General features: G+C 72.8%; 27 protein-coding genes. 12 read left to right on the top strand and 15 right to left on the bottom strand.

Features of this window, described 5'->3' with window-relative positions; genetic code table 11:
- Positions 1 to 81: 81 nt before the first annotated feature.
- Both GGE06_RS27510 and GGE06_RS27505 read right to left on the bottom strand, forming a co-directional pair.
- On the bottom strand, positions 82 to 1,389 hold the full coding sequence (locus GGE06_RS27510; protein ID WP_116157943.1) for a M14 family metallopeptidase: 1,308 nt from the start codon (positions 1,387 to 1,389) through the stop codon (positions 82 to 84).
- A complete protein-coding gene (locus GGE06_RS27505; protein WP_184932056.1) occupies positions 1,386 to 3,395 on the bottom strand; it encodes a Xaa-Pro dipeptidyl-peptidase in 2,010 nt (669 codons plus the stop codon). Before GGE06_RS27505 ends, GGE06_RS27510 begins: the two co-directional genes overlap by 4 nt.
- 225 nt (positions 3,396 to 3,620) lie before the next feature.
- Between GGE06_RS27505 and GGE06_RS27500 the strand changes: the two genes are divergently transcribed.
- The gene (locus GGE06_RS27500; protein WP_116157945.1) at positions 3,621 to 5,153 is read left to right on the top strand and encodes a M1 family metallopeptidase; all 1,533 of its coding nucleotides are present in this window, start codon (positions 3,621 to 3,623) and stop codon (positions 5,151 to 5,153) included.
- Positions 5,154 to 5,185: 32 nt separating this feature from the next.
- Here GGE06_RS27500 and GGE06_RS27495 read toward each other — a convergent pair whose 3' ends face one another.
- Positions 5,186 to 6,070: an oxygenase MpaB family protein gene (locus tag GGE06_RS27495; RefSeq protein ID WP_116157946.1), complete on the bottom strand. Its 885-nt coding sequence runs from the start codon at positions 6,068 to 6,070 to the stop codon at positions 5,186 to 5,188.
- 157 nt (positions 6,071 to 6,227) lie between these two features.
- On the opposite strand from GGE06_RS27495, the gene sph reads away from it, so the two are divergent.
- Positions 6,228 to 7,253, top strand: coding sequence for a sphingomyelin phosphodiesterase (gene sph / locus GGE06_RS27490; RefSeq protein ID WP_376773594.1), 1,026 nt, complete (start codon positions 6,228 to 6,230; stop codon positions 7,251 to 7,253).
- On the opposite strand, the gene GGE06_RS27485 is transcribed toward sph, so the two are convergent.
- Complete coding sequence (locus GGE06_RS27485; protein WP_116157948.1) at positions 7,250 to 7,753, bottom strand: hypothetical protein; 504 nt, start codon at positions 7,751 to 7,753, stop codon at positions 7,250 to 7,252. The two genes, sph and GGE06_RS27485, sit on opposite strands and share 4 nt — an antisense overlap.
- A 91-nt stretch (positions 7,754 to 7,844) precedes the next feature.
- Positions 7,845 to 8,327 carry a macro domain-containing protein gene (locus GGE06_RS27480; protein WP_184932054.1) on the bottom strand — a complete coding sequence of 161 codons (483 nt, stop codon included), beginning with the start codon at positions 8,325 to 8,327 and terminating at the stop codon, positions 7,845 to 7,847.
- Positions 8,328 to 8,422: 95 nt separating this feature from the next.
- Between GGE06_RS27480 and GGE06_RS27475 the strand changes: the two genes are divergently transcribed.
- The 3 genes from GGE06_RS27475 to GGE06_RS27465 all read left to right on the top strand — a co-directional run bounded on the left by GGE06_RS27475 (position 8,423) and on the right by GGE06_RS27465 (position 10,008).
- The gene (locus GGE06_RS27475; protein WP_116165222.1) at positions 8,423 to 8,632 is read left to right on the top strand and encodes an HTH domain-containing protein; all 210 of its coding nucleotides are present in this window, start codon (positions 8,423 to 8,425) and stop codon (positions 8,630 to 8,632) included.
- A complete protein-coding gene (locus GGE06_RS27470; RefSeq protein ID WP_184932053.1) occupies positions 8,632 to 9,186 on the top strand; it encodes a Clp protease N-terminal domain-containing protein in 555 nt (184 codons plus the stop codon). The genes GGE06_RS27475 and GGE06_RS27470 overlap by 1 nt, the downstream gene beginning before the upstream one ends.
- Positions 9,187 to 9,273: 87 nt before the next feature.
- A complete protein-coding gene (locus GGE06_RS27465; protein WP_116157951.1) occupies positions 9,274 to 10,008 on the top strand; it encodes a MerR family transcriptional regulator in 735 nt (244 codons plus the stop codon).
- Here the strand turns inward: GGE06_RS27465 and GGE06_RS27460 are convergent.
- Genes GGE06_RS27460 through GGE06_RS27445 form a run of 4 tightly spaced genes read right to left on the bottom strand, consistent with a single transcriptional unit; the run spans position 9,995 to position 15,764 of the window.
- Positions 9,995 to 12,169 carry a 3-hydroxyacyl-CoA dehydrogenase NAD-binding domain-containing protein gene (locus GGE06_RS27460; RefSeq protein ID WP_116157952.1) on the bottom strand — a complete coding sequence of 725 codons (2,175 nt, stop codon included), beginning with the start codon at positions 12,167 to 12,169 and terminating at the stop codon, positions 9,995 to 9,997. The two genes, GGE06_RS27465 and GGE06_RS27460, sit on opposite strands and share 14 nt — an antisense overlap.
- 40 nt (positions 12,170 to 12,209) lie before the next feature.
- Positions 12,210 to 13,424 (bottom strand): acetyl-CoA C-acetyltransferase, encoded by a 1,215-nt coding sequence (locus GGE06_RS27455; protein WP_116157953.1) that lies wholly within the window; start codon positions 13,422 to 13,424, stop codon positions 12,210 to 12,212.
- 46 nt (positions 13,425 to 13,470) lie between these two features.
- Positions 13,471 to 14,622, bottom strand: a complete 1,152-nt coding sequence (locus GGE06_RS27450) for an acyl-CoA dehydrogenase family protein (protein WP_116157954.1) — start codon at positions 14,620 to 14,622, stop codon at positions 13,471 to 13,473.
- The gene (locus GGE06_RS27445; RefSeq protein ID WP_116157955.1) at positions 14,619 to 15,764 is read right to left on the bottom strand and encodes a CaiB/BaiF CoA transferase family protein; all 1,146 of its coding nucleotides are present in this window, start codon (positions 15,762 to 15,764) and stop codon (positions 14,619 to 14,621) included. The genes GGE06_RS27450 and GGE06_RS27445 overlap by 4 nt, the downstream gene beginning before the upstream one ends.
- A 203-nt stretch (positions 15,765 to 15,967) precedes the next feature.
- Between GGE06_RS27445 and GGE06_RS27440 the strand changes: the two genes are divergently transcribed.
- The gene (locus tag GGE06_RS27440; RefSeq protein WP_221518560.1) at positions 15,968 to 17,173 is read left to right on the top strand and encodes a saccharopine dehydrogenase family protein; all 1,206 of its coding nucleotides are present in this window, start codon (positions 15,968 to 15,970) and stop codon (positions 17,171 to 17,173) included.
- Here the strand turns inward: GGE06_RS27440 and GGE06_RS27435 are convergent.
- The 4 genes from GGE06_RS27435 to GGE06_RS27425 form a co-directional block, all read right to left on the bottom strand.
- Entirely contained in the window at positions 17,170 to 17,502 is a 333-nt protein-coding gene (locus tag GGE06_RS27435) for a DUF6191 domain-containing protein (RefSeq protein ID WP_116157957.1), read from the bottom strand. The two genes, GGE06_RS27440 and GGE06_RS27435, sit on opposite strands and share 4 nt — an antisense overlap.
- 53 nt (positions 17,503 to 17,555) lie before the next feature.
- On the bottom strand, positions 17,556 to 17,924 hold the full coding sequence (locus GGE06_RS27430; protein WP_116157958.1) for a VOC family protein: 369 nt from the start codon (positions 17,922 to 17,924) through the stop codon (positions 17,556 to 17,558).
- Positions 17,921 to 18,040: a morphogenic membrane protein MmpA gene (mmpA, locus tag GGE06_RS44110; RefSeq protein WP_376773592.1), complete on the bottom strand. Its 120-nt coding sequence runs from the start codon at positions 18,038 to 18,040 to the stop codon at positions 17,921 to 17,923. Before mmpA ends, GGE06_RS27430 begins: the two co-directional genes overlap by 4 nt.
- Before the next feature lie 62 nt (positions 18,041 to 18,102).
- A complete protein-coding gene (locus tag GGE06_RS27425; protein ID WP_116157959.1) occupies positions 18,103 to 18,816 on the bottom strand; it encodes an endonuclease V in 714 nt (237 codons plus the stop codon).
- 157 nt (positions 18,817 to 18,973) lie between these two features.
- Between GGE06_RS27425 and GGE06_RS27420 the strand changes: the two genes are divergently transcribed.
- Positions 18,974 to 19,273, top strand: a complete 300-nt coding sequence (locus GGE06_RS27420) for a YciI family protein (RefSeq protein ID WP_116165223.1) — start codon at positions 18,974 to 18,976, stop codon at positions 19,271 to 19,273.
- A gap of 16 nt (positions 19,274 to 19,289) precedes the next feature.
- On the opposite strand, the gene GGE06_RS27415 is transcribed toward GGE06_RS27420, so the two are convergent.
- Positions 19,290 to 20,375: a WD40/YVTN/BNR-like repeat-containing protein gene (locus tag GGE06_RS27415; RefSeq protein WP_116157960.1), complete on the bottom strand. Its 1,086-nt coding sequence runs from the start codon at positions 20,373 to 20,375 to the stop codon at positions 19,290 to 19,292.
- A 76-nt stretch (positions 20,376 to 20,451) separates the two neighbouring features.
- On the opposite strand from GGE06_RS27415, the gene GGE06_RS27410 reads away from it, so the two are divergent.
- The 3 genes from GGE06_RS27410 to GGE06_RS27400 all read left to right on the top strand — a co-directional run bounded on the left by GGE06_RS27410 (position 20,452) and on the right by GGE06_RS27400 (position 23,505).
- Positions 20,452 to 20,919: a (4Fe-4S)-binding protein gene (locus tag GGE06_RS27410; RefSeq protein WP_116157961.1), complete on the top strand. Its 468-nt coding sequence runs from the start codon at positions 20,452 to 20,454 to the stop codon at positions 20,917 to 20,919.
- A gap of 257 nt (positions 20,920 to 21,176) precedes the next feature.
- Positions 21,177 to 21,593: a spore wall synthesis regulator SsgD gene (gene ssgD / locus GGE06_RS27405; RefSeq protein ID WP_116157962.1), complete on the top strand. Its 417-nt coding sequence runs from the start codon at positions 21,177 to 21,179 to the stop codon at positions 21,591 to 21,593.
- Positions 21,594 to 21,828: 235 nt separating this feature from the next.
- Positions 21,829 to 23,505 (top strand): ABC-F family ATP-binding cassette domain-containing protein, encoded by a 1,677-nt coding sequence (locus GGE06_RS27400; RefSeq protein WP_184932052.1) that lies wholly within the window; start codon positions 21,829 to 21,831, stop codon positions 23,503 to 23,505.
- Here GGE06_RS27400 and GGE06_RS27395 read toward each other — a convergent pair.
- Positions 23,502 to 23,975: an ATP-binding protein gene (locus tag GGE06_RS27395; RefSeq protein ID WP_312883322.1), complete on the bottom strand. Its 474-nt coding sequence runs from the start codon at positions 23,973 to 23,975 to the stop codon at positions 23,502 to 23,504. The two genes, GGE06_RS27400 and GGE06_RS27395, sit on opposite strands and share 4 nt — an antisense overlap.
- 178 nt (positions 23,976 to 24,153) lie before the next feature.
- Between GGE06_RS27395 and GGE06_RS27390 the strand changes: the two genes are divergently transcribed.
- Together GGE06_RS27390 and GGE06_RS27385 are read left to right on the top strand one after the other, a co-directional pair.
- Complete coding sequence (locus GGE06_RS27390; RefSeq protein WP_116157965.1) at positions 24,154 to 25,005, top strand: helix-turn-helix domain-containing protein; 852 nt, start codon at positions 24,154 to 24,156, stop codon at positions 25,003 to 25,005.
- A gap of 15 nt (positions 25,006 to 25,020) precedes the next feature.
- On the top strand, positions 25,021 to 25,248 hold the full coding sequence (locus GGE06_RS27385; RefSeq protein WP_116157966.1) for a hypothetical protein: 228 nt from the start codon (positions 25,021 to 25,023) through the stop codon (positions 25,246 to 25,248).
- Positions 25,249 to 25,490 lie beyond the last annotated feature (242 nt).

Raw genomic sequence — 25,490 nt, 5'->3', positions numbered from 1 at the left:
AGGCATGGTCAGTACCGACCGGTAACTTTACCTCGGCAAACATCGGAATCGCGCCACGCCCGGCCGGGGGTCACCCGATCGTCAACACTCCTCCACAGGCCTCCCACTGACGAGGTGATAGGTCGCCCGCGCGTCCAGGAGCAGCGGGACGAGCGCGCGCTGCGACTGGCGCAGCGGCACGAACACCCCGGCGCCCTCCGCCCGTACGGTCACTCCGTGCAGGGCGAGTTCGTCGCCCACCTCGGCGTACTGGGCGGCGTCCAGGCGGTAGCCGCAGGGCGGGTCGGCGAGGATCTCCGCCGGCTCGGCCGGGTCGTTGTCGGCGCCGCCGAGGTAGACCGGGCCCCGGTCGGCGAACCCGGCGCGCCGGGCGAGGGCGGTGGCCGCCGTGAGCGGCCCGCGCCGCTCGTCCAGATAGGCGAAGGCCCCGCGCAGGGCGGCGTGCTGGGTGGCGACGCGGCGCCGCCGGTTCAGGGCCGGATCGTCCTTCTCCGCCTGGTCGAAGGCGTCCACCCGGGTCTCGACGAGGAGTCCGGCGGAGTGCTTGATGCCCGCCGTGTTGCGCAGGATCCGCTCCTGGCCGTCCCCCGCGACCTGCTTGACCGGCTCGCCGGTGAGGGGGTCGGTCCAGATGCCGTAGATGCCGCTGCTGTATCCGGCGAGCCCGGCGGCGGGCCGGACGTAGGACTCCGAGAGCGTCCGGGACTCGTCGTGGACGTGCGGGTCGGCGTCGAGGCTGCGGGGCCAGAGGGCGAGCAGGTCCTTGTCGTAGTAGCGGGGGGTGGCGCCGTACTCGTGGAGGTCGTAGACGAGCGACGGCTTGCGGTCGCGGACGACGGCGGCGATCGCGCGGGCCTCCGCGGTCCGCAGGGCGAGGTGGTCGCGGTTGACGTCGATGCCGTCGCCGTTGCCGCGGGTGTCGGCCTCCCGGCCGTCGGGGTTCGCGGTCGGGACGACGAGGAGGGTGGTGCGGGCGAGGAAGCGCCGGGTCGCCTCGTCCTCGGCGTACGCGAGGTCGCGCAGCGTGCTCAGACAGGTCTCCCGGCCCGCCGGCTCGTCGCCGTGCTGGCTGCAGACGAGCAGCACGGTCGTGCCGCCCGCTCCGAGGGTGGCGAGCCTGAGTGGGCGGCCCTGTCCGGTGGTGCCGATCTCGCGCAGTGACACCCGGTCGCTCCCCCGGTCGACCGCCGCGAGGAACTCCGTCTCCTCGGCCTCGGTCGTCCACCGGCCGCCGTTGCTCTCCTCGAAGCCGGTGCGCGGGAGGGCCTGCGCCGGCGCGCTGTCCGCCGCCTTCGCGGGGACGGTGACGAGCGGCAGGGCGAGGGCGGCGGCGCCGACGGCGAGGGCGAGCGCCCGCCGGGAGCTCCGCTGCCGGGGACGGGGGTTCATCGGGCCTCCCCGGGCAGGCGCGGTCCGGTGGCGGGGGCCGGCGGGACGGGGCCGCTCAGGGACGGCGCCCCGGTCGGCGCCGGAACGGCCGGGGCCGCTCCCGTCGTCGCCCGGTCGAACGCCCCGGCACCGCCGACGAAGGGCAGCTTCGCCCAGGTGCGGGCGAGGTCGAGAGTGAGGGTCGGGGTGGTCGACGGAGGGTCGATGAGGTCCTTGTCGGTGCCGCCGACGATCAGGGCGAGCCGGTGGCCGGCCGGGACGACGTGGTCGGTCGGCGCGAGGTCGAGGGTGAGGGTGTACGCCCTCCCGGGGGTCAGCGGGCGCTCCCGGCCCGGGTCGGCCCACGTGCCGAGGTCGGCCCAGCCGCGGCTGACGACCGTGTACGCGACGTCCGCCGTACGGGCCGCGGTCTCCTTGAAGCAGGCGCTGTCACCGGGCGTGCTCGCGCCCCAGCAGGTGCGGTCGGTGAGCGTGCTGATGCCCTCGCCGGCCGCCGCGTAGTCCCGGATCGTGGCCGGCCCGAGGTCGACGAGGACGGCGGAGAGGTACGCGGTGGACGTGGTGGGCGTCGCGGTGACCGTCACCTTCGAGGAGCCGGAGATCCGCAGGTCACGGGAGAGCGGACGGGTGACGAACCCGGCCTTCTCGGGGGTCGGGTCGTCGATCCGCGCGGCCCAGTCCAGCTCGCCCAGGGCCGGGTCGTCGGTGAGGGTCGCCGTGGCGCCGGGAGCGGCGGACGCGCGGCCGAGGACGCCCGGTCCCGGGGCGGCGCCGGGGGCGGGGCGCAGGGTGGTGGCCGCCGTGGTGCGCGGCGGCCACTGCCGGTCGGTGGTCCAGACGTCCGGGGCGCGCTCGACGTCGGCGACGGGCTCGCGGTCGACGCCGTTGTCGTAGCCGAGGAGGTAGTGGTCGAACCAGCGGTGCAGGGTGCGGACCCAGTCGGCGCGCCGGAAGTCGAAGGGGTCGACGTGGCCGGTCTGGGAGAGCCAGATCTTCCGCTCGACGCCGTGGGCCGCGAGGGCGTCCCACCACTGGCCGAACTGCTTGGTGCGGACGTTGAGGTCCTGCTGTCCGTGGACGACGAAGACGCTGGCCCTGACCTTGCCGGCGTCCTTCACGTAGTCGCGCTCGGTCCAGGCCGGGGTCCAGTCGGCGGTGTACGGGGTGCCGGAGGTGATCCGGTCCTGGACGGCGCCGCAGCGGCCCTGCGCCTCGGGGCTGTTCACGTACTCGGAGAGCCAGCTGGGGTTGGCGTCGTAGAGCGGGGCGCCCTGTGAGTGGAAGTAGTCGTACCAGGAGGAGATCGCACCGATCGGAACGATCGTTTTCAGCCCTTCGACGCCGGTGGCGGCGACGCCGTTGGCGATGGTGCCGTCCCAGCTCTTGCCGATCATGCCGACGTTCCCGGTGCTCCACGCGGTGGCGCGGGCCGGGGTGCCGCCGGTGCGGGAGGTGTAGCCGCGGGCGCGGCCGTTCAGCCAGTCGACGACGGCCTTCGCGGACTGGATGTCGGAGCGTCCGCCGACGTCGTCGCAGCCGTCGGAGCGGTTGGTGCCGGCGAGGTCGACGGCGACGAAGGCGTAGCCGCGCGGGACGAAGTAGTTGTCGTAGAAGAGCGGGAGCTGGACGGGGTTGCCGTCGGCGTCGTAGGTCTTCTTCTGGCCCTCGTTGCCGCGTCCGCAGCAGGCGTAGTACGGGCTGGCGTCCATGATGACCGGGATCCGCCGGCCGGCCGCCGCGGGCTCGCGGGGGCGCACGATGTCGACGGCGACCCGGTCGGCGCGCCCGTCGCCGTCGCCGTCGAGGCCGGTGTCGACCCAGACGGACTCGCGGACGGCGTCGGCGTACGAATAGGCCGGCCGGGACTCGCGCGGGGCGGCCGGGACCGGGTCCGGCTGGGCGCCGGCGGGGGTGATCAGGGTGGCGAACAGGGCGGCCGTGGCCGCGGACACGAGGGTTCCGTACGTCAGTCGGGCTCCGCGGGTTCTCCGCATTCGCATCGGCATGCGCCGGAACGTACCCCGGTCAACTCCCGGGCAAAAGAGTGTCGGAGGGATTCAGGGGGGATTCCGGGTCATTCAGGTGACGGCCGGGTTCATGTCGGCCGAATGGCGATCGTGTGACAGGGGGTCCTCTGGACGTGACGGTGCGTCGGGAGGCTGAATAAGGTCCGGAGCAAGGACCGACGACCACCCGTGCGTCTTACGTTTCTTATGACTTGGGGAGCACCTGTGCACCGCAGAATCATCGTTCCGAGCGCCCTTGCGGCCTCCCTGCTGCTGGCGATCCCGGCATCGGCGGCCGACTTCGAGGTCGGCGCCCCGGGCATCGGCGACTCCTACTACCCCGCCAGCGGCAACGGCGGCTACGACGTCTCCCACTACGACCTGCGCCTGAAGTACCAGCCGGCGACGGACCTCCTGGAGGGCACGGCGACGATCCTCGCCACCACGAAGCAGGACCTCTCCCGCTTCAACCTCGACCTCGGTCTGAAGGTCAGCGAGATCCGGGTGAACGGCCGCCTGGCGAAGTTCGCCACCTCGGGCGACCACGAGCTGGAGGTCACCCCGGCGTCCCCGCTCGCGAAGAACACGCCGATCACGGTGGTCGTCCGGTACGCGGGCAAGCCCTCCGAGTTCAAGATCGACGGCTGGTCGGCCTGGGCCCGCACCCCGGACGGCGGCGTCGCCGCGCAGGAGCCCGACTCGGCCGTCTGGTGGTTCCCGTCCAACGACCACCCGCTGGACAAGGCCACCTTCGACGTCTCGGTGCTCGTGCCGGACGGCCACCAGGCCATCAGCAACGGCGTGCTGCAGTCGCAGTCCTCGCGGCTCGGCTGGACCCGCTTCAACTGGCGCTCCAACAAGCCGCAGGCGACGTACCTGGCGACGCTCGCCGTCGGCAGGTTCGACATCACGACGGACAGGACCGCGAACGGGCTGCCCGTCCTCAACGCGTACAGCAAGGACCTCGGCGACAACGCGGGCGCGGCGCGCGCGTCGATCGAGCGCACGACCGAGGTGGCGGAGTGGCTGGAGTCGGTCTTCGGGCCGTACCCCTTCAACTCCCTCGGCGGCTACGTGCCGAACGTGACGAGCGGCTTCGCCCTGGAGACGCAGACCCGTCCGTTCTACAGCCCTCGGCTGTTCGCCAACGGCTCGAACGTGTCGGTGGTCGTCCACGAGTTGGCGCACCAGTGGTACGGGGACAGCGTGTCCGTCAAGGACTGGAAGGACATCTGGGTCAACGAGGGCTTCGCCCGCTACAGCCAGTGGCTGTGGTCGGAGAAGGAGGGCGAGGGCACGGCCCAGGAGCTGGCGGACTACGTGTACGCCTCGCGGCCGGCCGACGACCCGTTCTGGACGGTGAAGCCGGGTGACCCGGGCGCGGACAACCAGTTCCACGGCGCCGTCTACGACCGGGGCGCGCTGGCGCTCCAGGCGCTGCGCAACGAGGTCGGCGACGAGACCTTCTTCGCGATCCTGAAGGGCTGGCCCCAGGAGAACGCCTACGGCAACGCGCACGTCTCGGACTTCGTCCGGTACGCGGAGCGCGTCTCCGGCCGGCCGCTGGCCGACCTCTTCGACACCTGGCTGTACCAGCCGTCGAAGCCGTCCGCCCCGACGACCGCCCCCGCGGCGGCGCCGTCGGCCCGCACCGCCGCGAAGCCGGCGAAGCCCGCACAGCCGAAGTCGTGGAAGAAGATCGCGGCGACGAACACGATCCACGAGAACGGCGCGCCGGGGAACCACGCGGGGCACTGACCGCGAGGGCTCTGGTCCCGCGAGGCCGTTCGTCAGCGCTGGGCGCGGCGGGCGGCCTCGCGGGCCTTCCGGGCCAGGGGCAGGTAGCGGAGGCGTTCCGGGAGGGCCGGGACCACCGTGCGGACGATGCGGGCGAAACGGCGCAGGGTGCGCTCCTGCGCGTCCGTCCACTCCAGGCCGATGGCCTCCCTCGCGTCCGGCGGCATCAGACCGACCGTGAGGAACGCGCGCAGCCGCAGGAAGGGGCGGCGGAGGACGGGCCAGAGGAGACGGAGGGCGAGCCGGAGCGGCAGCGGGCCCCGGTCCGGGGCGGGCAGCGGCAGGTCGGTGTCAAGGAGCTCCCGTACGACCGTGGTCGCCTCGATCTCCTCGGCGAGCACCTTCCGGTAGTACGGCCAGAACGCCTCGATCGTCTGCGGCATGTCCCGGTCGTGGATGCCGAGGACCCGGCCGACCTGGAGCCACTCGGCGTACAGCTGCCGTTCCTGTGCCTCGGTCAGCGGGCGGGCGAGCAGACGGAGGCCGTGCCGGTAGATCGGGAAGCCGGTCGCGTGCACCCACGAGTAGTAGGCCGGGGTGAGCGCGTGGTAGCGCCGGCCGTGGGCGTCCGTGCCCCGGATGGTCCGGTGCAGCTCCCGCAGCCGGCGGCCCTCCACGGCGGCTTCCTCGCCTCCGTAGATCCACAGCTGCAGCGAGCGCAGGGAGCGCTCGCCGCGGCCCCAGGGGTCGGTGCGGAAGACGGAGTGGTCGTCGACGCCGGCGCCGATCGCGGGGTGGGCGACCTGGAGGGTGAGGGCGGCGGGCAGCATCAGCAGCGCCCGGACGTCCCCCGCGACGCTCCACAGCACTCCGCCGACGGGCGGCGGCTCGGGGTCGCGACCGGCCGGGGCCCGGTCGAGCTGCTTCACACGGTCCATCGCCTCATCCTCACACGTTCCAGGCTGCACCCATGCCGCCCGCACGGCACCGCAAACATGAGAATTCAGACACCTGGACGAGAGTTGGCGTGATCTTGCGAGCTCGGCAAGATTCCCGGCACCCAAAGGCTACCGGAAGGTAACCACGGCTGATTGTATGTGCGGCGCCAGTCCAACCCCCCACGCACTCATGGGAGTTCACGTGTCGTTCGCAGCGCTCCGCCGCGCCCCCGGCGCCGCCCTTTCGCTCGCCCTCGCCGCCGCCACCCTGGTGACGGCCGCCCCGGGCGCGTCCGCCGCGACCACCGAGGCCCCGCGGCTGAAGGTGCTCACGTACAACACGTTCCTGATGTCGAAGACCCTCTACCCGAACTGGGGCCAGGACCACCGGGCCAAGGCGATCCCCGCCGCCCCCTTCTTCCAGGGGCAGGACGTCGTCGTGCTCCAGGAGGCCTTCGACAACTCCGCCTCGGACGCCCTCAAGGCGAACGCCGCCGCCCAGTACCCGTACCAGACCCCCGTCGTCGGCCGCAGCAAGACCGGCTGGGACGCGACCGGCGGGGCCTACTCCTCGACCACGCCCGAGGACGGCGGGGTGACGATCCTCAGCAAGTGGCCGATCGTCCGCAAGGAGCAGTACGTCTACAAGGACGCCTGCGGCGCCGACTGGTACGCGAACAAGGGCTTCGCCTACACCGTCCTGAACGTGAACGGCAGCCTCGTCCACGTCGTCGGCACGCACGCGAACTCGACCGACCCGGGCTGCTCGGCGGGCGAGGCGGCGCAGATGCGCAGCCGCCAGTTCAAGGCGATCGACGCGTTCCTCGACGCCAAGAACATCCCGGCGAACGAGCAGGTCATCGTCGCCGGTGACATGAACGTCGACTCGCACACGCCCGAGTACGACACGATGCTCGCCGACGCGGGCCTGGTGGGGGCCGACGCCCGCACCGGCCACCCGTACTCCTTCGACACCCAGCTGAACTCGATCGCGTCCTACCGCTACCCGACCGACCCGCGCGAGGACCTCGACTACGTCCTCTACCGCGCCGGGAACGCGCGGCCCGCCGGGTGGACCAACAACGTGGTCCTGGAGCAGACCGCGCCGTGGACGGTCTCCAGCTGGGGCACGCAGTACACGTACACCAACCTCTCCGACCACTACCCCGTGACGGCCTACTAGGAGGGGTAGCTCCCGAAGAGGCCGTACAGCCAGGCACCGAGGACTCCGGCCACGCAGAGCAGGACGAACCAGGAGCCGGGGCTGGTGTGCCGCTCCCTGCGGGGGCGGCGGCCGGGGCGGGCGGCACGAGCCGCGCGCCCCGGCTTCTCGCGCTTTCCGGGTCTTCCGGCGCGGGACGGCCCCGACCCTGCCGACCGGGCCGGCTCGGCGCCCGCGGCGACGTCGGCGAGCAGCCGGCGGCAGACGGTCGCGAGCTCCGCCGTCCCGGCCGTCAGGTCGACGACGACCTCCGTACGGGCCGGGGCGGTCGTCCCCCCGTCCAGGATCCGCCCGGCCCGCAGCAGGGCCCGGTCCTTGCCCCCGGTCGGGGCGAGACTGATCCAGCGGCGCACGTGCTCGCCCCGGATCACCACACCGCCACCCCGCTCCCGGTAGACGGTGTGCTCCCGCCACAGGACCCCGGCCAACTCGTCGGCGGTCTCCCTGAGTTGCGCGTACATCCGACTCCCCTGCTTCCCGTTCCCCCGATGCGAACCGCCGACTCTAGCCCGCACACCCGAACACTTCTGCGACGGCCCGCCTTCGCGCCCGTTACCCGCCGAAGTCGTACACGGTGACCGGTATCCCCCGCTCCACGAGGCGCCGGAGCACCAGCGGCTCGACCTTCCCCCAGGAGCCGCCGGCGAGGCCGCAGCCGATGCGCGGCATGTGCACGGACGCCCCGAGTTCGACCGCCTTGTCCGCGAGGAGTCCGAGGGCGGCGTCGATCGCCTCGTACCGCACGGGCACTCCGGTGCTCCGCCCCGTCCGTATCCCCCGCTGCCCCACCAGGTTGGCCACCCAGACGTACGGCTCGACCTGGACGAACTGGGCCGCGCCGAGGCCGAAGTCGTTCTTCGCGCGCTCGCGGTGCCAGCGGCGGAAGGCCGCCTCCGGCTCCGGCCAGCGGCGCGAGACGGCCAGGACGAAGCCCTTTCCCCAGCCCCCGAGGTCGTTGCAGACGTGCGCGACGACCTTGACGCCCTTGGCCTGGGGCGCGGTGGCGTCCCCGCGTACGTACTCGATCACGGTCATGGGATCACCGTAGGGCGCGGCACTGACAGCGCGGTCGGCGCGAAGGATGTCAACCAGGGTTGACATCCTTCGCGCTGTCAACCTACATTGACAACATGACCGATGCGACCGATCTCGCCGCACGGGCCGGCGATCGCGACCCACGGGTCGGACTGAGGGCCGTCTCCGCGTTGCGGCGACTGCTGGAACAGCTGGAGGCCGTCCAGGTGCGCAGTGCGCGCAACCACGGATGGTCGTGGCAGGAGATCGCGACCGAGCTGGGTGTCAGCCGGCAGGCCGTCCACAAGAAGTACGGGAGGCAGTGATGTTCGAACGGTTCACGAAGGCCGCACGGGCCACGGTGAAGGGCGCGGCCGCACACGCGGAGCGCGGCGGCGCGGCCGTCGTCACCCCGGAGCACCTCCTCCTGGCCCTGCTCGACCGCGAGGACACCCGCGCGGCGGCGGTCCTCGGGCGGCTGTGTCCGCCGGAGCGCCGCCCGTCGCTGCTCGCCGCGCTCTCCGACGCGCGGCGCCGGGCCGGACTGTCCCGGGCGGAGGCGGAGGCCCTGGCCGACCTCGGCATCGACGTCGGCGCGATCGTCGAGCGCGTCGAGGAGACCCACGGCACGGGCGCGCTGGCGGCCGACCGCAAGGACACCGGGTGGTGGTCGGGCCGCCTCTCCTTCTCCCGCGAGGCGAAGACCGTCCTGGAGAAGTCGCTCCGCGTCGCCCTGGCCCGCAAGGACCGCGAGATCGGCGACGAGCACCTCCTCCTCGCCCTCACCACCCTCGGCGGCGTCGTCGCCGAGGCGCTGGCCGACCACGGCGTCACGTTCGCCTCCGTCGACACGGCCCTGTCCTCGCCCGCGCCCCTCTGATCCCCGGCCCCCGATGCGGGACCGACCTGCGAGACGAGCCCTTCAGGGGCTTTTACAGCAATGGTGAGACAGCAATACTGTTGAACCATGGAGCAGGCGAGTGACGCGCAGGGGCCCGTGTACACCGTGGACGAGCTGGCCGCGCGGGCCGGGGTCACCGTGCGGACCGTGCGGTTCTACGGGACGCGGGGGCTGCTGCCGCCGCCCGTCATCGGGGCGCGGCGGGTGGGGCACTACGGGGCCGATCATCTGTCGCGGCTGGCGCTGATCGAGGAGTTGCAGCGGCAGGGGATGACGCTCGCCGCGATCGAGCGGTACCTCGAACAGTTGCCGGACGACCTCAGCGCGCAGGACCTCGCCATCCACCGGGCCCTGGTGGCCTCGTGGGCGCCCGAGTCCGCCGAGACGATCACCCGGCGCGAGCTGGAGCGGCGGGCCGGGCGGGCGCTGACGGGGCGGGACGTGGACCGGCTGGCCGCGATGGGCGTGCTCGACCGGACCGAGGACGTCGACACCTTCCGGCTCGACGGTGCGTTGCTCCGGCTCGGTGTCGAGCTGCTCGACGTGCCCATCGAGCACGAGACGATCCTCGCCTCCCGGACCGTGCTCCTGCAGCATGCGCGCGCTGCCGCCCAGGAGCTGTCCCGGCTCTTCCGGGACGAGGTGTGGAGCCCGTACCGGGAGAGCGGGGAGGACCCGGACCACGTGAGCGCGATGAAGTCGCTCTCGGCGCACATGCAGCCGATGGTGGTCCAGGCCCTCCTCACCGCGTTCCAGCGGTCCTTGAGCGAGGAGCTCAGGACTGCCTTCAGGAGTCGGTGAAGACCTCGCCGCGGTCCGCCTTCTCCACCAGGAGGGCCGGGGGCTCGAAGCGCTCGCCGTACGTCGCCGCCAGCTCGCGGGCGCGCGTCACGAAGCCGGCGACGCCGCCCTCGTAGCCGTTGATGTACTGGAGGATGCCACCGGTCCAGGCCGGGAAGCCGATGCCCATGATGGAGCCGATGTTGGCGTCGGCGACCGAGGTCAGGACGCCCTCCTCCAGGAGCCGGACGGTGTCCAGGGCCTCGGAGAACAGCATCCGCTCCTGCATGTCGCGGAAGGGGATCTCGTACCCCTGCTTCGTGAAGTGCTCGCGCAGGCCCGGCCAGAGCTTGCCGCGCTTGCCGTCCTCGCCGTACTCGTAGAAGCCCGCGCCGCCGCTGCGGCCGGGGCGGCCGAACTCGTCGACCATGCGGTCGATGACGGCCTCGCCCGGGTGGGTGACCCAGGTGCCGCCCGCCTCCTCGATCGCCTTCTTCGTCTCGTTGCGGATCTTGCGCGGGAGGGTGAGGGTCAGCTCGTCCATGAGGGAGAGGACCTTCGCCGGGTAGCCGGCCTGGGCGGCGGCCTGCTCGACCGAGGCGGGCTCGATGCCCTCGCCGACCATGGCGACGCCCTCGTTGATGAAGTGGCCGATCACCCGGGAGGTGAAGAAGCCGCGCGAGTCGTTGACGACGATCGGCGTCTTGTTGATCTGGCGGACCAGGTCGAAGGCGCGGGCGAGCGCCTCGTCGCCGGTCCGCTCGCCCTTGATGATCTCGACGAGCGGCATCTTGTCGACGGGCGAGAAGAAGTGCAGGCCGATGAAGTCGGTCTGGCGCTCGACGCCCTCGGCGAGGACCGAGATGGGGAGGGTGGAGGTGTTGGAGCAGAGCAGCGCGTCGGGGGCGACGACGTGCTGGATCTCCTGGAAGACCTTGTGCTTGAGCGCCGTGTCCTCGAAGACCGCCTCGATGACCGCGTCGCAGCCGGCCAGGTCCGCCGCCTCGGCGGTGGGCGTGATGCGGGCGAGGAGGGCGTCGGCCTTCTCCTGGGTGGTGCGGCCGCGGGAGACGGCCTTGGCGCAGAGCTTCTCGGAGTACGCCTTGCCCTTCGCGGCGGACTCGGCGGAGACGTCCTTGAGGACGACCTCGATGCCGGCCCGGGCGCAGGAGTACGCGATGCCGGCGCCCATCATGCCGGCGCCGAGGACGGCGACCTTGCGGACCTGGCGCTTCTCGATGCCCTTCGGGCGGCTCGCGCCCGAGTTCACCGCCTGGAGGTCGAAGAAGAACGCCTGGATCATGTTCTTCGCGGTCTGGCCGATGACCAGCTCGGTGAAGTAGCGGGACTCGATGGTGATCGCGGTCTCGAAGTCGACCTGGGAGCCCTCGACGGCGGCGGCCATGATGGCCTTCGGGGCCGGGTAGGGCGCGCCGTTGAGCTGCTTGCGCAGGTTGGCCGGGAAGGCCGGCAGGTTGGCGGCGAACTTCGGGTTCGACGGGGTGCCGCCGGGGATGCGGTAGCCGGGGACGTCCCAGGGCTGGTGGGACTCCGGGTGCGCGTCGATGAAGGCGATGGCCTTGGCCATCATCTCCTCGGCGGTGGCGGCGACCTCGTGGACGAGGCCGCTGTCCAGGGCGCGCTTGGGGGCGTACTGGGTCCCCTGGAGCAGCACCTTGAGGAGAGCGTCGGTGATGCCCATGAGGCGTACGGTGCGGGCGACGCCGCCACCGCCGGGCAGCAGGCCGAGGGTGACCTCGGGCAGGCCGATCTTGGAGCCGGGGGCGTCGAGGGCGACGCGGTGGTGGGAGGCGAGGGCGATCTCGTAGCCGCCGCCGAGCGCGGCGCCGTTGATGGCGGCGACGACCGGCTTGCCGAGGGTCTCGATGCGGCGGAGCGCGTTCTTGATCTCGATGGCGGAGTCGAAGATGTCCTGGGCGTGCTCGGGGCCCGCCTTGATCATGTCCTTGAGGTCGCCGCCTGCGAAGAAGGTCTTCTTCGCGGAGGTGTAGATGATGCCGCGGATGGAGTCCTTCTCGGCCTCCACGCGGTCGGCGATCGCCTTGATCGAGGCCCGGAAGGCCTGGTTCATGGTGTTGGCGGACTGGTTGGGGTCGTCGAGGACGAGGGTGACGATCCCGGTCTCGTCCTGCTCCCAGCGGATGGTGGTGCTCTCGCTCATGTCTGCTGCTTCTCCGTGAGTATGGGGTGCGGACGGGACGTCAGACGCGCTCGACGACGGTGGCGATGCCCATGCCGCCGCCCACGCAGAGGGTGGCGAGGCCGTAGCGCTTGTCCTGGCGCTCCAGCTCGTCGACGAGGGTGCCGAGGATCATGCCGCCGGTGGCGCCGAGCGGGTGGCCGAGCGCGATGGCGCCGCCGTTGACGTTGACCTTGTCCAGGGAGATGCCCATGTCCTTGACGAAGCGCAGGACGACGGCCGCGAAGGCCTCGTTGATCTCGACGAGGTCGATGTCGTCGATGGTGAGGCCGGCCTTGGCGAGGGCCTTGCGGGTGGCCGGGGCGGGGCCGGTGAGCATGATGGTCGGCTCGGAGCCGGAGACGGCGGCGGAGACGATCCGGGCGCGCGGCGTCAGCCCGTACCGCTCGCCGACCTCCTTGGAGCCGACGGCGAGGAGCGAGGCGCCGTCGACGATGCCGGAGGAGTTGCCCGCGTGGTGGACGTGGTTGATCTCCTCGACCCAGTGGTACTTCTGCAGCGCGACCGCGTCGAAGCCGCCGAGCTCGCCGATGTCGGCGAAGGAGGGCTTGAGGCGGGCGAGGGTGTCGGCGGTGGTGCCGGGGCGGATGAACTCGTCGTGGTCGAGGACGGTGAGTCCGGCGCGGTCCTTGACGGGGACGACGGAGCGGGCGAAGCGGCCGTCCTTGACGGCGGCGGCGGCGCGCTCCTGGGAGAGGGCGGCGTACTCGTCGACGTCCCGGCGGCTGAAGCCCTCCAGGGTGGCGATGAGGTCGGCACCGATGCCCTGGGGGACGAAGTTCGTCTCCATGTTGGTCATCGGGTCGGCGAACCAGGCGCCGCCGTCGGAGGCCATCGGCACACGGGACATGGACTCGACGCCGCCGGCGAGGACGAGGTCCTCCCAGCCGGAGCGGACCTTCATCGCGGCCATGTTGACCGCTTCGAGGCCGGAGGCGCAGAAGCGGTTCTCCTGGACGCCGGCGACGGTGTCGGGCAGTCCGGCGGCGATGGCGGCGATGCGGGCGATGTCGGAGCCCTGGTCGCCGACCGGGCCGACGACGCCGAGGACGATGTCGTCGATGGCGGCCGGGTCGAGTCCGGGGTTGCGGGCCTGGATCTCCCGGATGAGGCCGACGACCAGGTCGATGGGCTTGGTGCCGTGCAGGGAGCCGTTGGCCTTGCCGCGTCCGCGCGGGGTGCGGATCGCGTCGTACACGTACGCTTCGGTGCTCACGGGAAGCCTTTCGCGATGAGGGTTCTTCGAGGGGTGCGGGACGGGGTCAGCCCAGCAGGGAGCGGCCGATGATCTCCTTCATGATCTCCGTCGTCCCGCCGTAGATGGTCTGGATCCGGCCGTCGGTGAAGGCGCGGGCGACCGGGAATTCGCTCATGTAGCCGTATCCGCCGTGCAGTTGCAGGCAGCGGTCGGCGACCCGCTTCTGGAGCTCGGTCGCCCACCACTTCGCCATGGAGGCGTTGACGGGGTCGAGTCCGAGGCCGGTCGGGTCGGCGTGCTCGGCGATGCACCGGTCCACGAAGGTGCGGGTGACGGCGCACTCGGTGGCCATCTCCGCGATCTCGAAGCGCACGTGCTGGAGCTTGGCGAGCGGCCGGCCGAAGGCCTCGCGCTCCTTGACGTAGCGGGTGGTGAGCTCCAGGAGGTGCTCGGCTCCGGCGATGCCCGCGACGGCGATGGCGAGGCGCTCCTGGGCGAGGTTGGTCATGAGGTGGACGAAGGCGCCGTTGAGCTCGCCGAGCAGGTTCTCCTTGGGGACGCGGACGTCCTTGAAGAAGAGTTCGGCGGTGTCCTGGGACTTCTGTCCGATCTTGTCGAGGTTCCGGCCGCGCTCGAAGCCCTCCATGCCGCGCTCGACGACGAGGAGGGAGAGGCCGTGGGCGCCGCCCTCGGGGGTGGTCTTCGCGACGACGATCACCAGGTCGGCGAGGATGCCGTTGGAGATGAAGGTCTTGGAGCCGTTGAGGATCCAGTGGTCGCCGTGGTCCTCGGCGGTGGTGCGGATGCCCTGGAGGTCGGAGCCGGCGCCGGGTTCCGTCATGGCGATGGCGGTGACGATCTCGCCGGAGCAGAAGCCGGGCAGCCAGCGGCGGCGCTGCTCGTCGGTGGCGAGCTTGGTGAGGTACGGGCCGATGATGTCGTTGTGCAGGCCGATGGCGAGTCCGGGGGCGGCCGCCTTGGTGAACTCCTCGGCGAGGACGGAGGCGTACCGGAAGTCGGGGTTGCCGCCGCCGCCGTGCTCCTCCTCGACGGCGAGGCCGAGGAGGCCCTGCCGGCCGGCGGCGAGCCAGGCCTCGCGGGAGACGATGCCGTCCTTCTCCCACTGCTCGTAGTGGGGCAGCACCTCCTTCTCCAGGAAGGTGCGGACGACCGCGCGGAAGGCCTCGTGGTCCTCGGTGTAGAGCTGACGCTTCATGCTTCGGGCTCCTGGGTGTTCAGGGCGGGTACGGCCCAGTCACGGGCGACCTCGGCGGTGTCGGCACCGGGCAGGGCGGGGCCCGTGCGCAGGGTGCCGGGGGTGACGGAGAAGCGGGGTGCGGGGGCGGGCTGGGCGATGCCGTCCCGCTCCGTGAAGGTGGCGCGGGCGGCCAGGTGCGGGTGGCCGGGGGCCTCGCGCATCGAGAGGACGGGGGCGACGCAGGCGTCGGAGCCGTCGAAGACGGCGGTCCACTCCTCGCGGGTACGGCTCCGGAAGCGGTCGGCGACGGCCTTGCGCAGCTCGGGCCAGCGGGCGAGGTCATGGCGGAGGGCGCCGGCGTCGGCGAGGTCCAGGAGGCGGGCGAACTCCTCGTAGAACCGTTCCTCCAGGGCGCCGACCGCCATGTGGCCGCCGTCGGAGGTCTCGTACACGCCGTAGAAGGGGCAGCCGCCGTCGAGCAGGTTCACGCCCCTGCGGTCCTGCCAGCCGCCGGTCGCGAGCATCGCGTGGATCATGGTGGTGAGGTGGGCCGTGCCGTCGACGATGGCGGCGTCGACGACCTGGCCCTCGCCGTGCGTCCGGGCGTGCTGGAGGGCGGCGAGGACGCCGATGACGAGGTAGAGGGAGCCGCCCGCGTAGTCGCCGACGAGGTTGGCGGGGATGGTGGGCGGGCCGTCCGGGTCGGGGCCGATCATGCCGAGGGCGCCGGTGATCGCGATGTACCCGATGTCGTGTCCGGCGGTCGGGGCGAGCGGCCCGTCCTGGCCCCAGCCGGTCATCCGGCCGTAGACGAGGCGCGGATTGCGGGCGAGGCAGGCCTCGGGGCCGACGCCGAGGCGTTCGGCGACGCCGGGCCGGTAGCCCTCGACGAGGACGTCGGCCCGCTCGACGAGGTCGAGCACGGTGGCGGGGCCGTCCTCGGCCTTGAGGTCGACGAGGACGGAGCGCTTGTTGCGGTTGGTGAGGTCGCGGGCGGGGTCGATGCCGATCCCGGCGCCGCCGGGGCGGTCGACGCGGACGACGTCGGCGCCGAGGTCGGCGAGGAGCATCGCGGCGAAGGGGCCGGGGCCGATCCCGGCGAGTTCGACCACGCGCACGCCCGTGAGCGGGCCGTTCCGGGCGGTGTGCGTCGTGCTCATCGAGCCCCCAGGAGTATGTGACACCAATGATGTAACACCGGAGATGCTAGGAACGTGTTCCACTCGGCACAAGCCCCCCGGCCGAGCAAGCGCTTGGAAATTGTGCGGGGCCGGCTCCGGGACGGAAGCCCGCCCCGGTTCCGCTATCCTCCGCCGACGACAACCGCGCGCGGCGGCGCGGTACGGCCGAGATGAGGGTCTTGATGGAGACAGGGGCGGGCGTGGGACGCGAGACCGGAGCCAGACCGTACGACGTGGTCCTCTTCGGGGCGACGGGCTTCGTGGGCGAGCTCACCGCGGAGTACCTGGCCGAGCACGCGCCGGCGGACTGCCGCTGGGCGCTCGCCGGGCGCAGCCTCGGCAGACTGGAGGCGCTGCGGGACCGGCTCGCGGCCGGCCGGCCGCGGCTCGCCGCCCTGCCGCTGCTCGTCGCCGACTCGGCCGATCCCGGCTCGCTGCGCGCACTCGCCGAGTCCGCGCGGGTGCTGGCGACCACGGTCGGGCCGTACGTCTGGCACGGCGAGGGGCTGGTCGCGGCCTGCGCGGAGGCGGGCACGGACTACCTCGACCTGACGGGCGAGGCCGAGTTCGTGGACCTCATGTTCGTACGGCACGACGCGCGCGCCCGGGAGACCGGCGCCCGGATCGTGCACGCCTGCGGCTTCGACTCCGTCCCGCACGACCTGGGCGCGTACTTCACGGTGCGGCAGCTGCCGGAGGACGTGCCGCTGCGCGTCGACGGCTTCGTGCGGGCCGGGGCGGCCTTCTCCGGCGGCACCTTCGCCTCGGCGCTGACCGCGTTCGGCCGGGGCCGGGAGATCCTGCGGGCGGCGCACGAGCGGCGGCTGCACGAGCCGCGCCTGGTGGGCCGCCGGGCCCGCGCGCCGCTCGCCGGGCCGCGGTTCAGCCGGGAGACGGGAACCTGGGCGCTGCCGCTGCCGACGCTCGACCCGCAGGTCGTGGCCCGCTCGGCCGCCGCCCTCGAACGGTACGGACCGGACTTCCGCTACCGGCACTACGCCTCCGTGAAGACCCTCCCGATGGCCCTCGGAGGCACCGCCGCCATCGGCGCGAGCGTCGCGGCAGCCCAACTCCCGCCGGTCCGCTCCTGGCTGATGGGGCGTTACGCGGCGGGCCGGGGTCCGTCGGCCGAGCGGCGCGCCCGCAGCTGGTTCTCCGTCCGGTTCGTCGGCGAGGGCGGCGGGCGGCGGGTCTTCACCGAGGTCTCGGGCGGCGACCCGGGCTACGACGAGACGGCGAAGATGCTCGCCGAGTCCGCCCTGTGCCTCGCCTTCGACGACCTGCCGAAGACGGCCGGCCAGGTCACGACGGCCGTCGCGATGGGCGACGCCCTGACCGACCGCCTGCGCGCGGCGGGCATCCGCTTCCGGGTCGCGCACCGCGGTTAGCCCCTGTCGCCGCCGGGGCGGATCACGGCGGTCCCCCTGTCCAGGTCGACGCCCACGCGGCGCGGGGCGCCGTCCTGGACGTCGTGGCGCACGAGGCGTTCCTCCTGGCGGCGCTCGATCTGGACGCGCTTGCCGGGGTTCAGGAACGAGAGCAGCTCGTCGGTGACGGTGACGCCCGCTCCGTCCGCGCCCTCCTTGGCGCGGGCGGCCAGGACGCGGCGCACCCACTTCGGTCTGCCGGTCCGCAGCACCATGTGCCGGGCGGCCGCCAAGAGGAACGGGATCAGGACGATCACCGCCGTGACCATCAGGCTCACCATCATCACCATGCCCGCCCAACGGCCGGCGGCGCCGCACCGTTCCCGCTCCGGGGGGGGCGGGCTCAGGGAGCGACGAGGCGGAAGAAGTGGCCCGCCGGATCGGCGTAGACGCGCCAGGTGGGCGCCTCGCCCCCGTCGAGCGGGGTGGCGCCGAGCGCGAGCACGGCCGCGTGGGCGGCGACCGGGTCCCCGACCCGTACGTCCAGGTGGAACTGCTGCTCGGGCGCGCCCCAGACGGGCGGATGGTGGTCGGCCACGCTCTGGAAGGCGAGCACCGGGCCGCCCGCGTCGCAGAGCACGGCGGAGCCTTCTCCGACGGCGAGCGCCGGGTCGGGGCACTCGATCTCGCCGCCCAGCAACCCCTGGTAGAACAGGGCCAGTTCGCGGGCGTCGGGGCAGTCGAGGACGAGGCAGCGCAGACGCCCGATCATCCCAGCGTCCAGTCCGCGATGACGTACAGGATGGCGCAGGCCCAGGCGAGGGCGGAGGCCCCGGCGACGGCAAGTGCGGCGCCGAGACCACGGGTTGCGGGAACGCGAGCTGTCATGGGCACCACTCTGCCGTGGGGGTACGACAACGGGTATCCGTACAGGTACTCACCCGGGGTACTCAGACGGACCCGAGTGACCCGAGTGATTCCTGCGCCTCCTTGAGCGCTCTGCGGCAGAGGGAGTCGGCGTGACGGGTGGTCTCGGGCACCCGGTAGCGCGGGGAGAGCAGCAGGGTGTGGGCGCAGGCGTTGTCGAGGGAGACGCGGTGGCCCACGGAGACGTACACGGGCTTCACGCCCGCCTGGGTGCGCAGGGCCCTGCCGACCTCCTCCCCGTCGGCGAGGAGCGGGGTGAAGTCGCCGCGCGCGTCGCCGGGCTGCCCGTACGTGAAGGTGAAGGGGTTCTTGGCGACGCCGATCGACGGCCGGCCGGTGAGGACGCCGAGGTGGCTGGCGAGGCCGAAGCGGCGCGGGTGGGCGAGGCCGTAGCCGTCGCAGACCAGGAGGCCCGGGTCGGCGCTCAGGGAGTCGAGCGCGGCGAGCACGGTCGGGATCTCGCGGAAGGCGAGGAGCCCGGGGACGTACGGGAAGGAGACCCGGCCGACCGCCGTGGCCTCCTCCACCACGTCCAGGGTGCGCGCGTCGAGCACGACGGCCGCGGCGGCGACGAGGTCGCGCTCGTCGTCGTACGCCACGTCGAGCCCGGTGACGTGCCCCTCCCCCGGCGGCGGCCCGCTCTCCCCGAGCACGAGCCGCCCCCGCAACTCCCGCTGCACGTCCCGCGCGGCGTCCTCGTCGGCGGGCCAGCCCGCCGGAATCCCGATGATCGTCATGATGGGGCCCACCCTACGGCGGCCCCCCGGGGCGCGGTGCCCGGCCATTGGAGCAGCCCCGTTCGTGGTTGCCCGGCCGGCGGCGCGCCCGGTGGACCGTACGTGGGACCGGTCGTACGCCGAACGGCCGCCGGTCCGCACGGGTAGCCTGGCGATCATGTTCATTCTCGAATTGACCTACACCGCGCCGATCGAGCGGGTGGACGCGCTGCTCGACGCGCACGTCGAGTGGCTGGACGCGCAGTACGCCGCCGGCGTGTTCCTGGCGTCGGGTCGGAAGAACCCGCGGGACGGCGGGATCATCCTGGCCGCCGGGGTCGACCGCGCGGAGATCGAGAAGATCACGGCGGCCGACCCGTTCAGCGCCGAGGGCGTGTGCGCGTACCGGATCACGGAGTTCTACGCGACCAAGACGGCCGACGGGATCGCCGCGTACCGGGAGGAGCTGCCCTCCTAGTCCTCGCTGGTCCCCGCTAGTCCTTCGTGGCGAGCCGGGCGATGCGGCCCTTCTCGCCGGAGGCCCAGCAGGAGCCGTCCGGAGTGCAGTCGACCGTGTCGTACGAGCCGGTGTCGACCGTGCGCCAGGTGCGGCCGCCGTCGGTGGTGAGGTCGGTGCCGGTCGGGCCGACGGCGAGCGCGGCCGCCTTGCCGTGCGGGAGCCAGGCGACGCCGGAGCGGTAGGCGGGCGGCGGGGTCGCCGAGGGGTTCCAGGTGCGTCCGCCGTCGGTGCTGACCGCGCCGGCCGAAGGGGACGGCTGGTCCTTGCGGTAGTCGCCGCCGACGGCGATGCCGTGCGTACGGTCGCGGAAGGCGAGCCCGAAGACGCCGCGGGCCGGGTCGCCGGCCGGGATCGGCGTGTCCGTGGCCGTCCAGGTCACTCCCCGGTCGGCGGAGTGGAGCACGCGCGCGGTGGCGCCGCCGCCCGTGGCGAGCCACACGTCCCGGGGTCCGGCCGACACGAGGCACTGGCCGCTCGCGGCGAATCCCGCCTCGCCGGGGAGCGCGTCCGGCATCCCGGAGCTCGGCAGGACCTCCCAGGAGCGGCCGCCGTCGCGGGTGGAGAGGATGCGGTACTTCCCGTCGACCGGGTCGCTCAGGGCGAGTCCGTGCCGGTGGTCGAAGAAGGTCATGCAGTCGTAGAAGGCGCGCGCGTCGGCGTTGCGGAAGGACTCGGTCCAGGTGGCGCCGCCGTCCTCGGTGCGCAGCACGCGGGAGGCCTCGCCCTCCCCGATGGCGAGGACGACGGCCCGGCGGGCGTCGAAGGCCTCGACGTCGCGGAACTCCAGGTCGCCCGCTCCGGCCGGCGACACGTTCCGCCAGCTGCGCCCGCCGTCGGTGGTGCGCAACACCGTGCCCTTGGAGCCCGCGGCCCACGCGGTCCTCCGGTCGACCGGCGCGAGGCCCCGGAAGCGGGCGTCGGTGCCGGTCGGTGTGAGCTGCCAGCCGGCCGCGGCCGTGGGGGTCTCCCCAGCCCGCGCCGGGGCGGCCAGGGTCAGCGCGAGCGCCGCCCCGATCAGCCCCACCGACATCATTCGTCTCGTCTTCCCCATGGACGTCATGGCGCCGGAAGCTAGTGCCCCGGGCCGGTCGGCGTCCAGGGTGCGTCCTCGGCCCGGCGTTCCTAGGCTGGGTCGCATGACGGAAGGTGAAGGTGCGACGGAGGAACGGCCCCGCCTCAAGGAGTACGAGGGCGAGGGCATCACCGTCACGTTCGAGCCGCGCCGCTGTCTGCACGCGGCGGAGTGCGTCCGCGGCCTGCCGGAGGTCTTCGACACGGCCCGGCGCCCGTGGGTGCTGCCCGACGCCGCCGACCCCGACCGGGTCGCGGAGGTCGTCCGGCGCTGTCCCTCCGGGGCGCTCCAGTACCACCACCGCCCCGAGGACGCCGTCGCCGAGCAGCCGGACTCCCCCACCACGGTCCGGCGCACGCCCGCCGGCCAGCTGGTGGTCCGCGGCGACCTCCTGGTGACCGGCGCCCACGGCGACCGCCACGAGACCCGGGCGATGCTCTGCGGCTGCGGCGCCTCGGGCAACCAGCCGTACTGCGACCACTCGGGCCCCTGTGCCGAACCGGACGACGACGATGTGCCCGAAGAACGCTGACGACCGGCCCGGCCACGTGCGCGCATCGGCCCCACCCGCCCCGCAGACGCCCACCCACCCCCGCCGTACGCGCAAGCTCGCCTGACGGCCTCAGCCCGTCACCACCCTCGCGCCGGCCGGCCCGAGAAACCCCGGTGACGCAACTCACGTGGTACCGGAGTGCACGTTCCGGTCCTCCCGATCGTCTTGAGGGGTGTCAGGTGCCCTGGTGTCGGGGAGACGCACAGGATCCGAAGCCCGCGTGAGAGGAGCCGGTCTTGTCCGCCGTCATCGAGCAGGCCGTGCAGGCCCGTCTGGTCGCGTCCGCGCCCCGGATGGAGACCGTCCCCGCCACCCTGCGGTACGACCGCGGGGATCCGTACGCCGTGAGCATGGCGTTTCCGCCGCCGGCCACCCTGGAGGGCGTCGAGGTCTCCTGGGCCTTCGCGCGCGAGCTGCTCGTCCAGGGCGTCGAGCGCCCGGCCGGGGTCGGGGACGTGCGCCTGCGTCCGTACGGGTTCGACCGCACGGTGGTCGAGTTCCACGCCCCGGAGGGGGTGGCGATGGTCCATGTGCGGACCTCCGAGCTGCGCCGCTTCCTGGAGCGCTCGCAGCACCTGGTGCCGGCGGGCCGCGAGCACCAGTACCTGGACTGGGACCAGGGCCTCGCGGAGCTGCTCCGCGAGCGCCCGTGACGTCAATTCGTTTGCCGCTCCTCCCGGCCGGGGCGTACGGTCGTTCCTGACCTTGTCGTCACCCGATCGGAGAAGGACGTTGCTCGTCTGAGGTTGCGAGACACCGAGCCGCGCGTGCCCCCTGTGCCGCGTGTGCCGTTCTCGACCTCGGCGTACGAGCCGTTCCTTCCGCTGCCCGCGCCCCGGTGTCTCCCGCGTTGCTCCCTTTTCACGCTCGCGCGACCCGGAGGCCTGCATGGCACATCACCCCACCTTCATCACCTGCTCCGCCCTCTCCTTCTCCTGGCCGGACGGCACCACCGTCCTCGACGGCTTCCGGCTCTCGGTCGGTCCCGGCCGTACCGGACTCGTCGGGCTCAACGGCTCCGGCAAGTCCACGCTCCTGAAGCTGCTCGCGGGCGAACTGACCCCGCAGGAGGGCGCGGTCAAGGTCACCGGTGAGCTCGGGTACCTCCCGCAGAACCTGGTCCTGGACACCTCGCGGCGGGTGGACGAGATCCTCGGCATCGCCGGCCGGCGGGCCGCCCTGCACGCCATCGAGGCGGGCGACCCCGCGGAGGAGCACTTCACCGCGATCGGCGACGACTGGGACGTGGAGGAGCGGGCCCGGGCCGTCCTCGACCAGCTCGGGCTCGACCACGTCGGCCTGGACCGGACCGTGGGCGAGATCTCGGGCGGCGAGTCCGTGCTGCTGCGCCTCGCCGCGCTGCTGCTCGCCCGGCCCGACGTGCTGCTGCTCGACGAGCCCACCAACAACCTGGACCTGCACGCCCGTGCCCGGCTGTACGAGGCGGTGGAGAAGTGGTCCGGGGTCCTGGTCGTGGTCAGCCACGACCGGGAACTCCTGGAGCGGGTCGACCAGATCGCCGACCTGCGCGACGGCGAGGTCACCTGGTACGGCGGCAACTGGTCCGCGTACGAGTCGGCGCTCGCCGCCGAACAGGAGGCCGCGGAGCGGATGGTGCGGGTCGCCGAGGCCGACGTGCAGCGCCAGAAGCGCGAACTCTCCGACGCCCAGACGAAGTCGGCGCGCCGGCGGCGGTACGGGCAGAAGAGCTTCGAGAACAAGGTCGCGTCGAAGCTCGTGGCCAACAGCAACAAGAGGGACGCGCAGGTCACGGCCGGCAAGCAGAAGACGCTGCACATGGAGCGCCTCTCGGAGGCACGGGAGCGGCTCGACGCGGCCGTGGAGGCGGTACGGGACGACGACGAGATCCGCGTCGAGCTGCCGCGCACCTCGGTGCCGCCGGGCCGCGAGGTCCTGCACCTGCGGGACCTGGAGCTGCGCTACGGGGCGCGGGTCGACGGCGCGTTCGAGCTGCGCGGTCCGGAGCGGATCGCCCTGGTCGGGCGGAACGGCGCCGGGAAGACGACGCTGCTGCGGACCATCGCCGGGGAGCTGGAGCCGCTGGCGGGCGAGACGGAGGCACGGGTGCCGCTGCGCTTCCTGCCGCAGCGGCTCGACGTGCTCGACGACGGGCTGAGCGTGGTGGAGAACGTGGCCCGCTTCGCCCCCGAGGCGACGGCGAACGCGATCAGGGCCCGGCTCGCGCGGTTCCTGTTCCGTGGGGCGCGGGCCGATCAGCCGGTCGGCACCCTGTCGGGCGGGGAGCGGTTCCGGGCGACGCTCGCGGCGCTGCTCCTCGCGGAGCCGGCTCCGCAGCTGCTGATGCTGGACGAGCCGACGAACAACCTGGACATGGCGTCGGTGCGGAAGCTGACGGCGGCCCTCGACGCCTACGAGGGGGCGCTGATCGTGGCGAGCCACGACGTGGCCTTCCTGGAGTCGCTGGGGATCACCCGCTGGGTGCTGCTCGACGGGGAGCTGCGGCCCACGACGGCGGAGGAGGTCAGGGGGACGGCCCCGAGCCCGGCGCGATCCTCAGGACGGGTCCTGACGGACGGGTCCTAGCGGTGGAGTAACGCCCAGGACTTGGTGCCCCCTCCGGGGGTGAGCACGGGGGCGAGTCCCCAGTCCCCGCCGTGCGCGTCGACCGCCGCGGCCAGCAGCCACATGCTGCGGCTGCGGCGGTCACGGCATTCCTCGGCCGCGCGGGGTGCGGCATGGGCCGGGTGCTGGTCGTAGAGGACGATCCGCAGCGCCTCGAACTGCCAGCGGACGCGCAGCATCATCTCCCGGTCGGGGGTGAACCGGTAGGCGGCCGAGACGAGTTCGGAGGCCGCGAGGACGGCGGTCTCGCAGAGGTCGGAGAGGCCGTGCCGGGTGAGGAGCGAGTGGACCGCCTCGCGCGCGTGTCCCGCGCAGTAGGCGCCGCCGGGGAGCAGCATCGAGTAGCTGAGGTTCTCCGTGGCGGGAGGTACGGGCCCGGCCGCGGCGGCGGTCGGGAGGCAACGCAGGGCGCCCTTCATCGGTTTGCTCACATTTCCTGGTGCATGGGGGGTCCTGCACACGAGCTCGGTAGCCCCGTGTGAGACTTGCGCTACCGACCGTAGCGCACGACCGGAGCACAGTGCTACACCTTGCGGGCACTCGCGTCATTCCGGCCATATCGACGGCCCATCGCGGGCCGCGCCGTCACAGAGCGAAGGGATACGGAGCGTGCCACCCAGGAGCAGCCCGACCGCGCGGCAGCAGCGCCTCGGGAGCGAACTGCGCAGACTGCGCGAACAGTCGGGGATGTCGGCCCAGCAGGCCGCCGCCCTCCTGGGCGTCGACCGCACCCGCATCCCCAACATCGAGTCGGGCCGCTTCGGGATCAGCCCCGAGCGCGTCCGCACCCTCGCCTTCAACTACGGCTGCCCGGACACGGGGCTCGTCGACCTCCTCGCCGGCATGGCCCGGGAACGGGACCGGGGCTGGTGGGAGGAGCACCGCGGACTGCTCCCGCCCGCCCTCCTCGACCTCGCCGAACTGGAGTTCCACGCCTCGCAGTTGGAGACCTCCGTCACCACCCACATCCCGGGCCTCCTGCAGACCGAGGAGCACGCCCGGGCGGTCTTCGACACCGCGGTCCCCCCACTGCCGGGACCCGACCTGGAGGCCCGGCTCGCCCTGCGGCTGCGCCGCCGACAGATCCTGGAGGGCGACCGGCCGGTACGGTACGAGGCCGTGATCCACGAGGCGGCGCTGCGCATGCAGTTCGGCGGAGCGAAGGTCGCGCGGGCGCAGCTGGAGCACATCCTGGCCCACACCGAGCGCGACACCGTCTCCGTACGCGTCATCCCGTTCGCCGCGGGGGGTTTCCCCGGGGCGGGCCAGTCGTTCACCTATGTGTCCGCAGCGGTGCCGCAGCTCGACACCGTGCAGCTCGACTCCTCCCACGGCTCGCTCCTGCTCGACACCGACATGCAACTGCGTCGGTACCGCGGCCTGCTGGACCGGCTGCGCGGGCTCGCCCTGTCCACGACCGAATCACGCGCGTTCGTCCGCGCCATATCCCAGGATCTGTGAAGGACCCCCCACACCATGAACGTCACGACCGCCGCCCCCACCGCCCCGTCCGCCGCCGCGATCGACTGGGACGAGGCCTTCTGCAGCGAGGGCGCCAACTGCTTCCGCTTCGGTCTCGACGACTCCGGCCGCGCCTACATCGGCTCGACGCTCTCCCCCGGCGAGTACGTCACCGACTCCGTGGAGGCGCTGCGGGCGCTCATCTCGGCCGTGAAGGCCGGGGCGGCCGACCACCTGCTGTGAGGGGCCGACCACTCGCTCCGCGCCGCCGGGCATCTGCGCTGCGTAGTCGGCCGCATGACCGGCGGACGCCGAAAAGGACGTGACCTGCGTCTCCGGCACCCCGCCGGAGCTGCGCGCATAACGGAACGTAATCGGACATCGCCGGGACGGGCTTGGCCGACGCCTTACGGAGGCTTAACCTACGGTCTCGTAACCTACGAATCCGTAGGTATGCCCGTATGCCCTTCTCCGTCCCCAGGAGT

Source organism: Streptomyces nymphaeiformis, assembly GCF_014203895.1.
GTDB classification, from domain to species: Bacteria; Actinomycetota; Actinomycetes; order Streptomycetales; family Streptomycetaceae; genus Streptomyces; species Streptomyces nymphaeiformis.
Note: the sequence above shows the minus strand (reverse complement) of the source record. Positions and strands in the feature narration are given on the sequence as shown.

Coding starts and splice junctions, on each gene's coding strand:
- GGE06_RS27510 (WP_116157943.1), bottom strand. CDS start 1,389: ATGAACCCCCGTCCCCGGCAGCGGAGCTCCCGGCGGGCGCTCGCCCTC.
- GGE06_RS27505 (WP_184932056.1), bottom strand. CDS start 3,395: ATGCCGATGCGAATGCGGAGAACCCGCGGAGCCCGACTGACGTACGGA.
- GGE06_RS27495 (WP_116157946.1), bottom strand. CDS start 6,070: ATGGACCGTGTGAAGCAGCTCGACCGGGCCCCGGCCGGTCGCGACCCC.
- sph (WP_376773594.1), top strand. CDS start 6,228: ATGTGCGGCGCCAGTCCAACCCCCCACGCACTCATGGGAGTTCACGTG.
- GGE06_RS27485 (WP_116157948.1), bottom strand. CDS start 7,753: ATGTACGCGCAACTCAGGGAGACCGCCGACGAGTTGGCCGGGGTCCTG.
- GGE06_RS27480 (WP_184932054.1), bottom strand. CDS start 8,327: ATGACCGTGATCGAGTACGTACGCGGGGACGCCACCGCGCCCCAGGCC.
- GGE06_RS27475 (WP_116165222.1), top strand. CDS start 8,423: ATGACCGATGCGACCGATCTCGCCGCACGGGCCGGCGATCGCGACCCA.
- GGE06_RS27470 (WP_184932053.1), top strand. CDS start 8,632: ATGTTCGAACGGTTCACGAAGGCCGCACGGGCCACGGTGAAGGGCGCG.
- GGE06_RS27465 (WP_116157951.1), top strand. CDS start 9,274: ATGGAGCAGGCGAGTGACGCGCAGGGGCCCGTGTACACCGTGGACGAG.
- GGE06_RS27460 (WP_116157952.1), bottom strand. CDS start 12,169: ATGAGCGAGAGCACCACCATCCGCTGGGAGCAGGACGAGACCGGGATC.
- GGE06_RS27450 (WP_116157954.1), bottom strand. CDS start 14,622: ATGAAGCGTCAGCTCTACACCGAGGACCACGAGGCCTTCCGCGCGGTC.
- GGE06_RS27445 (WP_116157955.1), bottom strand. CDS start 15,764: ATGAGCACGACGCACACCGCCCGGAACGGCCCGCTCACGGGCGTGCGC.
- GGE06_RS27440 (WP_221518560.1), top strand. CDS start 15,968: ATGGAGACAGGGGCGGGCGTGGGACGCGAGACCGGAGCCAGACCGTAC.
- GGE06_RS27435 (WP_116157957.1), bottom strand. CDS start 17,502: ATGGTGATGATGGTGAGCCTGATGGTCACGGCGGTGATCGTCCTGATC.
- GGE06_RS27430 (WP_116157958.1), bottom strand. CDS start 17,924: ATGATCGGGCGTCTGCGCTGCCTCGTCCTCGACTGCCCCGACGCCCGC.
- mmpA (WP_376773592.1), bottom strand. CDS start 18,040: ATGACAGCTCGCGTTCCCGCAACCCGTGGTCTCGGCGCCGCACTTGCC.
- GGE06_RS27425 (WP_116157959.1), bottom strand. CDS start 18,816: ATGACGATCATCGGGATTCCGGCGGGCTGGCCCGCCGACGAGGACGCC.
- GGE06_RS27420 (WP_116165223.1), top strand. CDS start 18,974: ATGTTCATTCTCGAATTGACCTACACCGCGCCGATCGAGCGGGTGGAC.
- GGE06_RS27415 (WP_116157960.1), bottom strand. CDS start 20,375: ATGACGTCCATGGGGAAGACGAGACGAATGATGTCGGTGGGGCTGATC.
- GGE06_RS27410 (WP_116157961.1), top strand. CDS start 20,452: ATGACGGAAGGTGAAGGTGCGACGGAGGAACGGCCCCGCCTCAAGGAG.
- GGE06_RS27400 (WP_184932052.1), top strand. CDS start 21,829: ATGGCACATCACCCCACCTTCATCACCTGCTCCGCCCTCTCCTTCTCC.
- GGE06_RS27385 (WP_116157966.1), top strand. CDS start 25,021: ATGAACGTCACGACCGCCGCCCCCACCGCCCCGTCCGCCGCCGCGATC.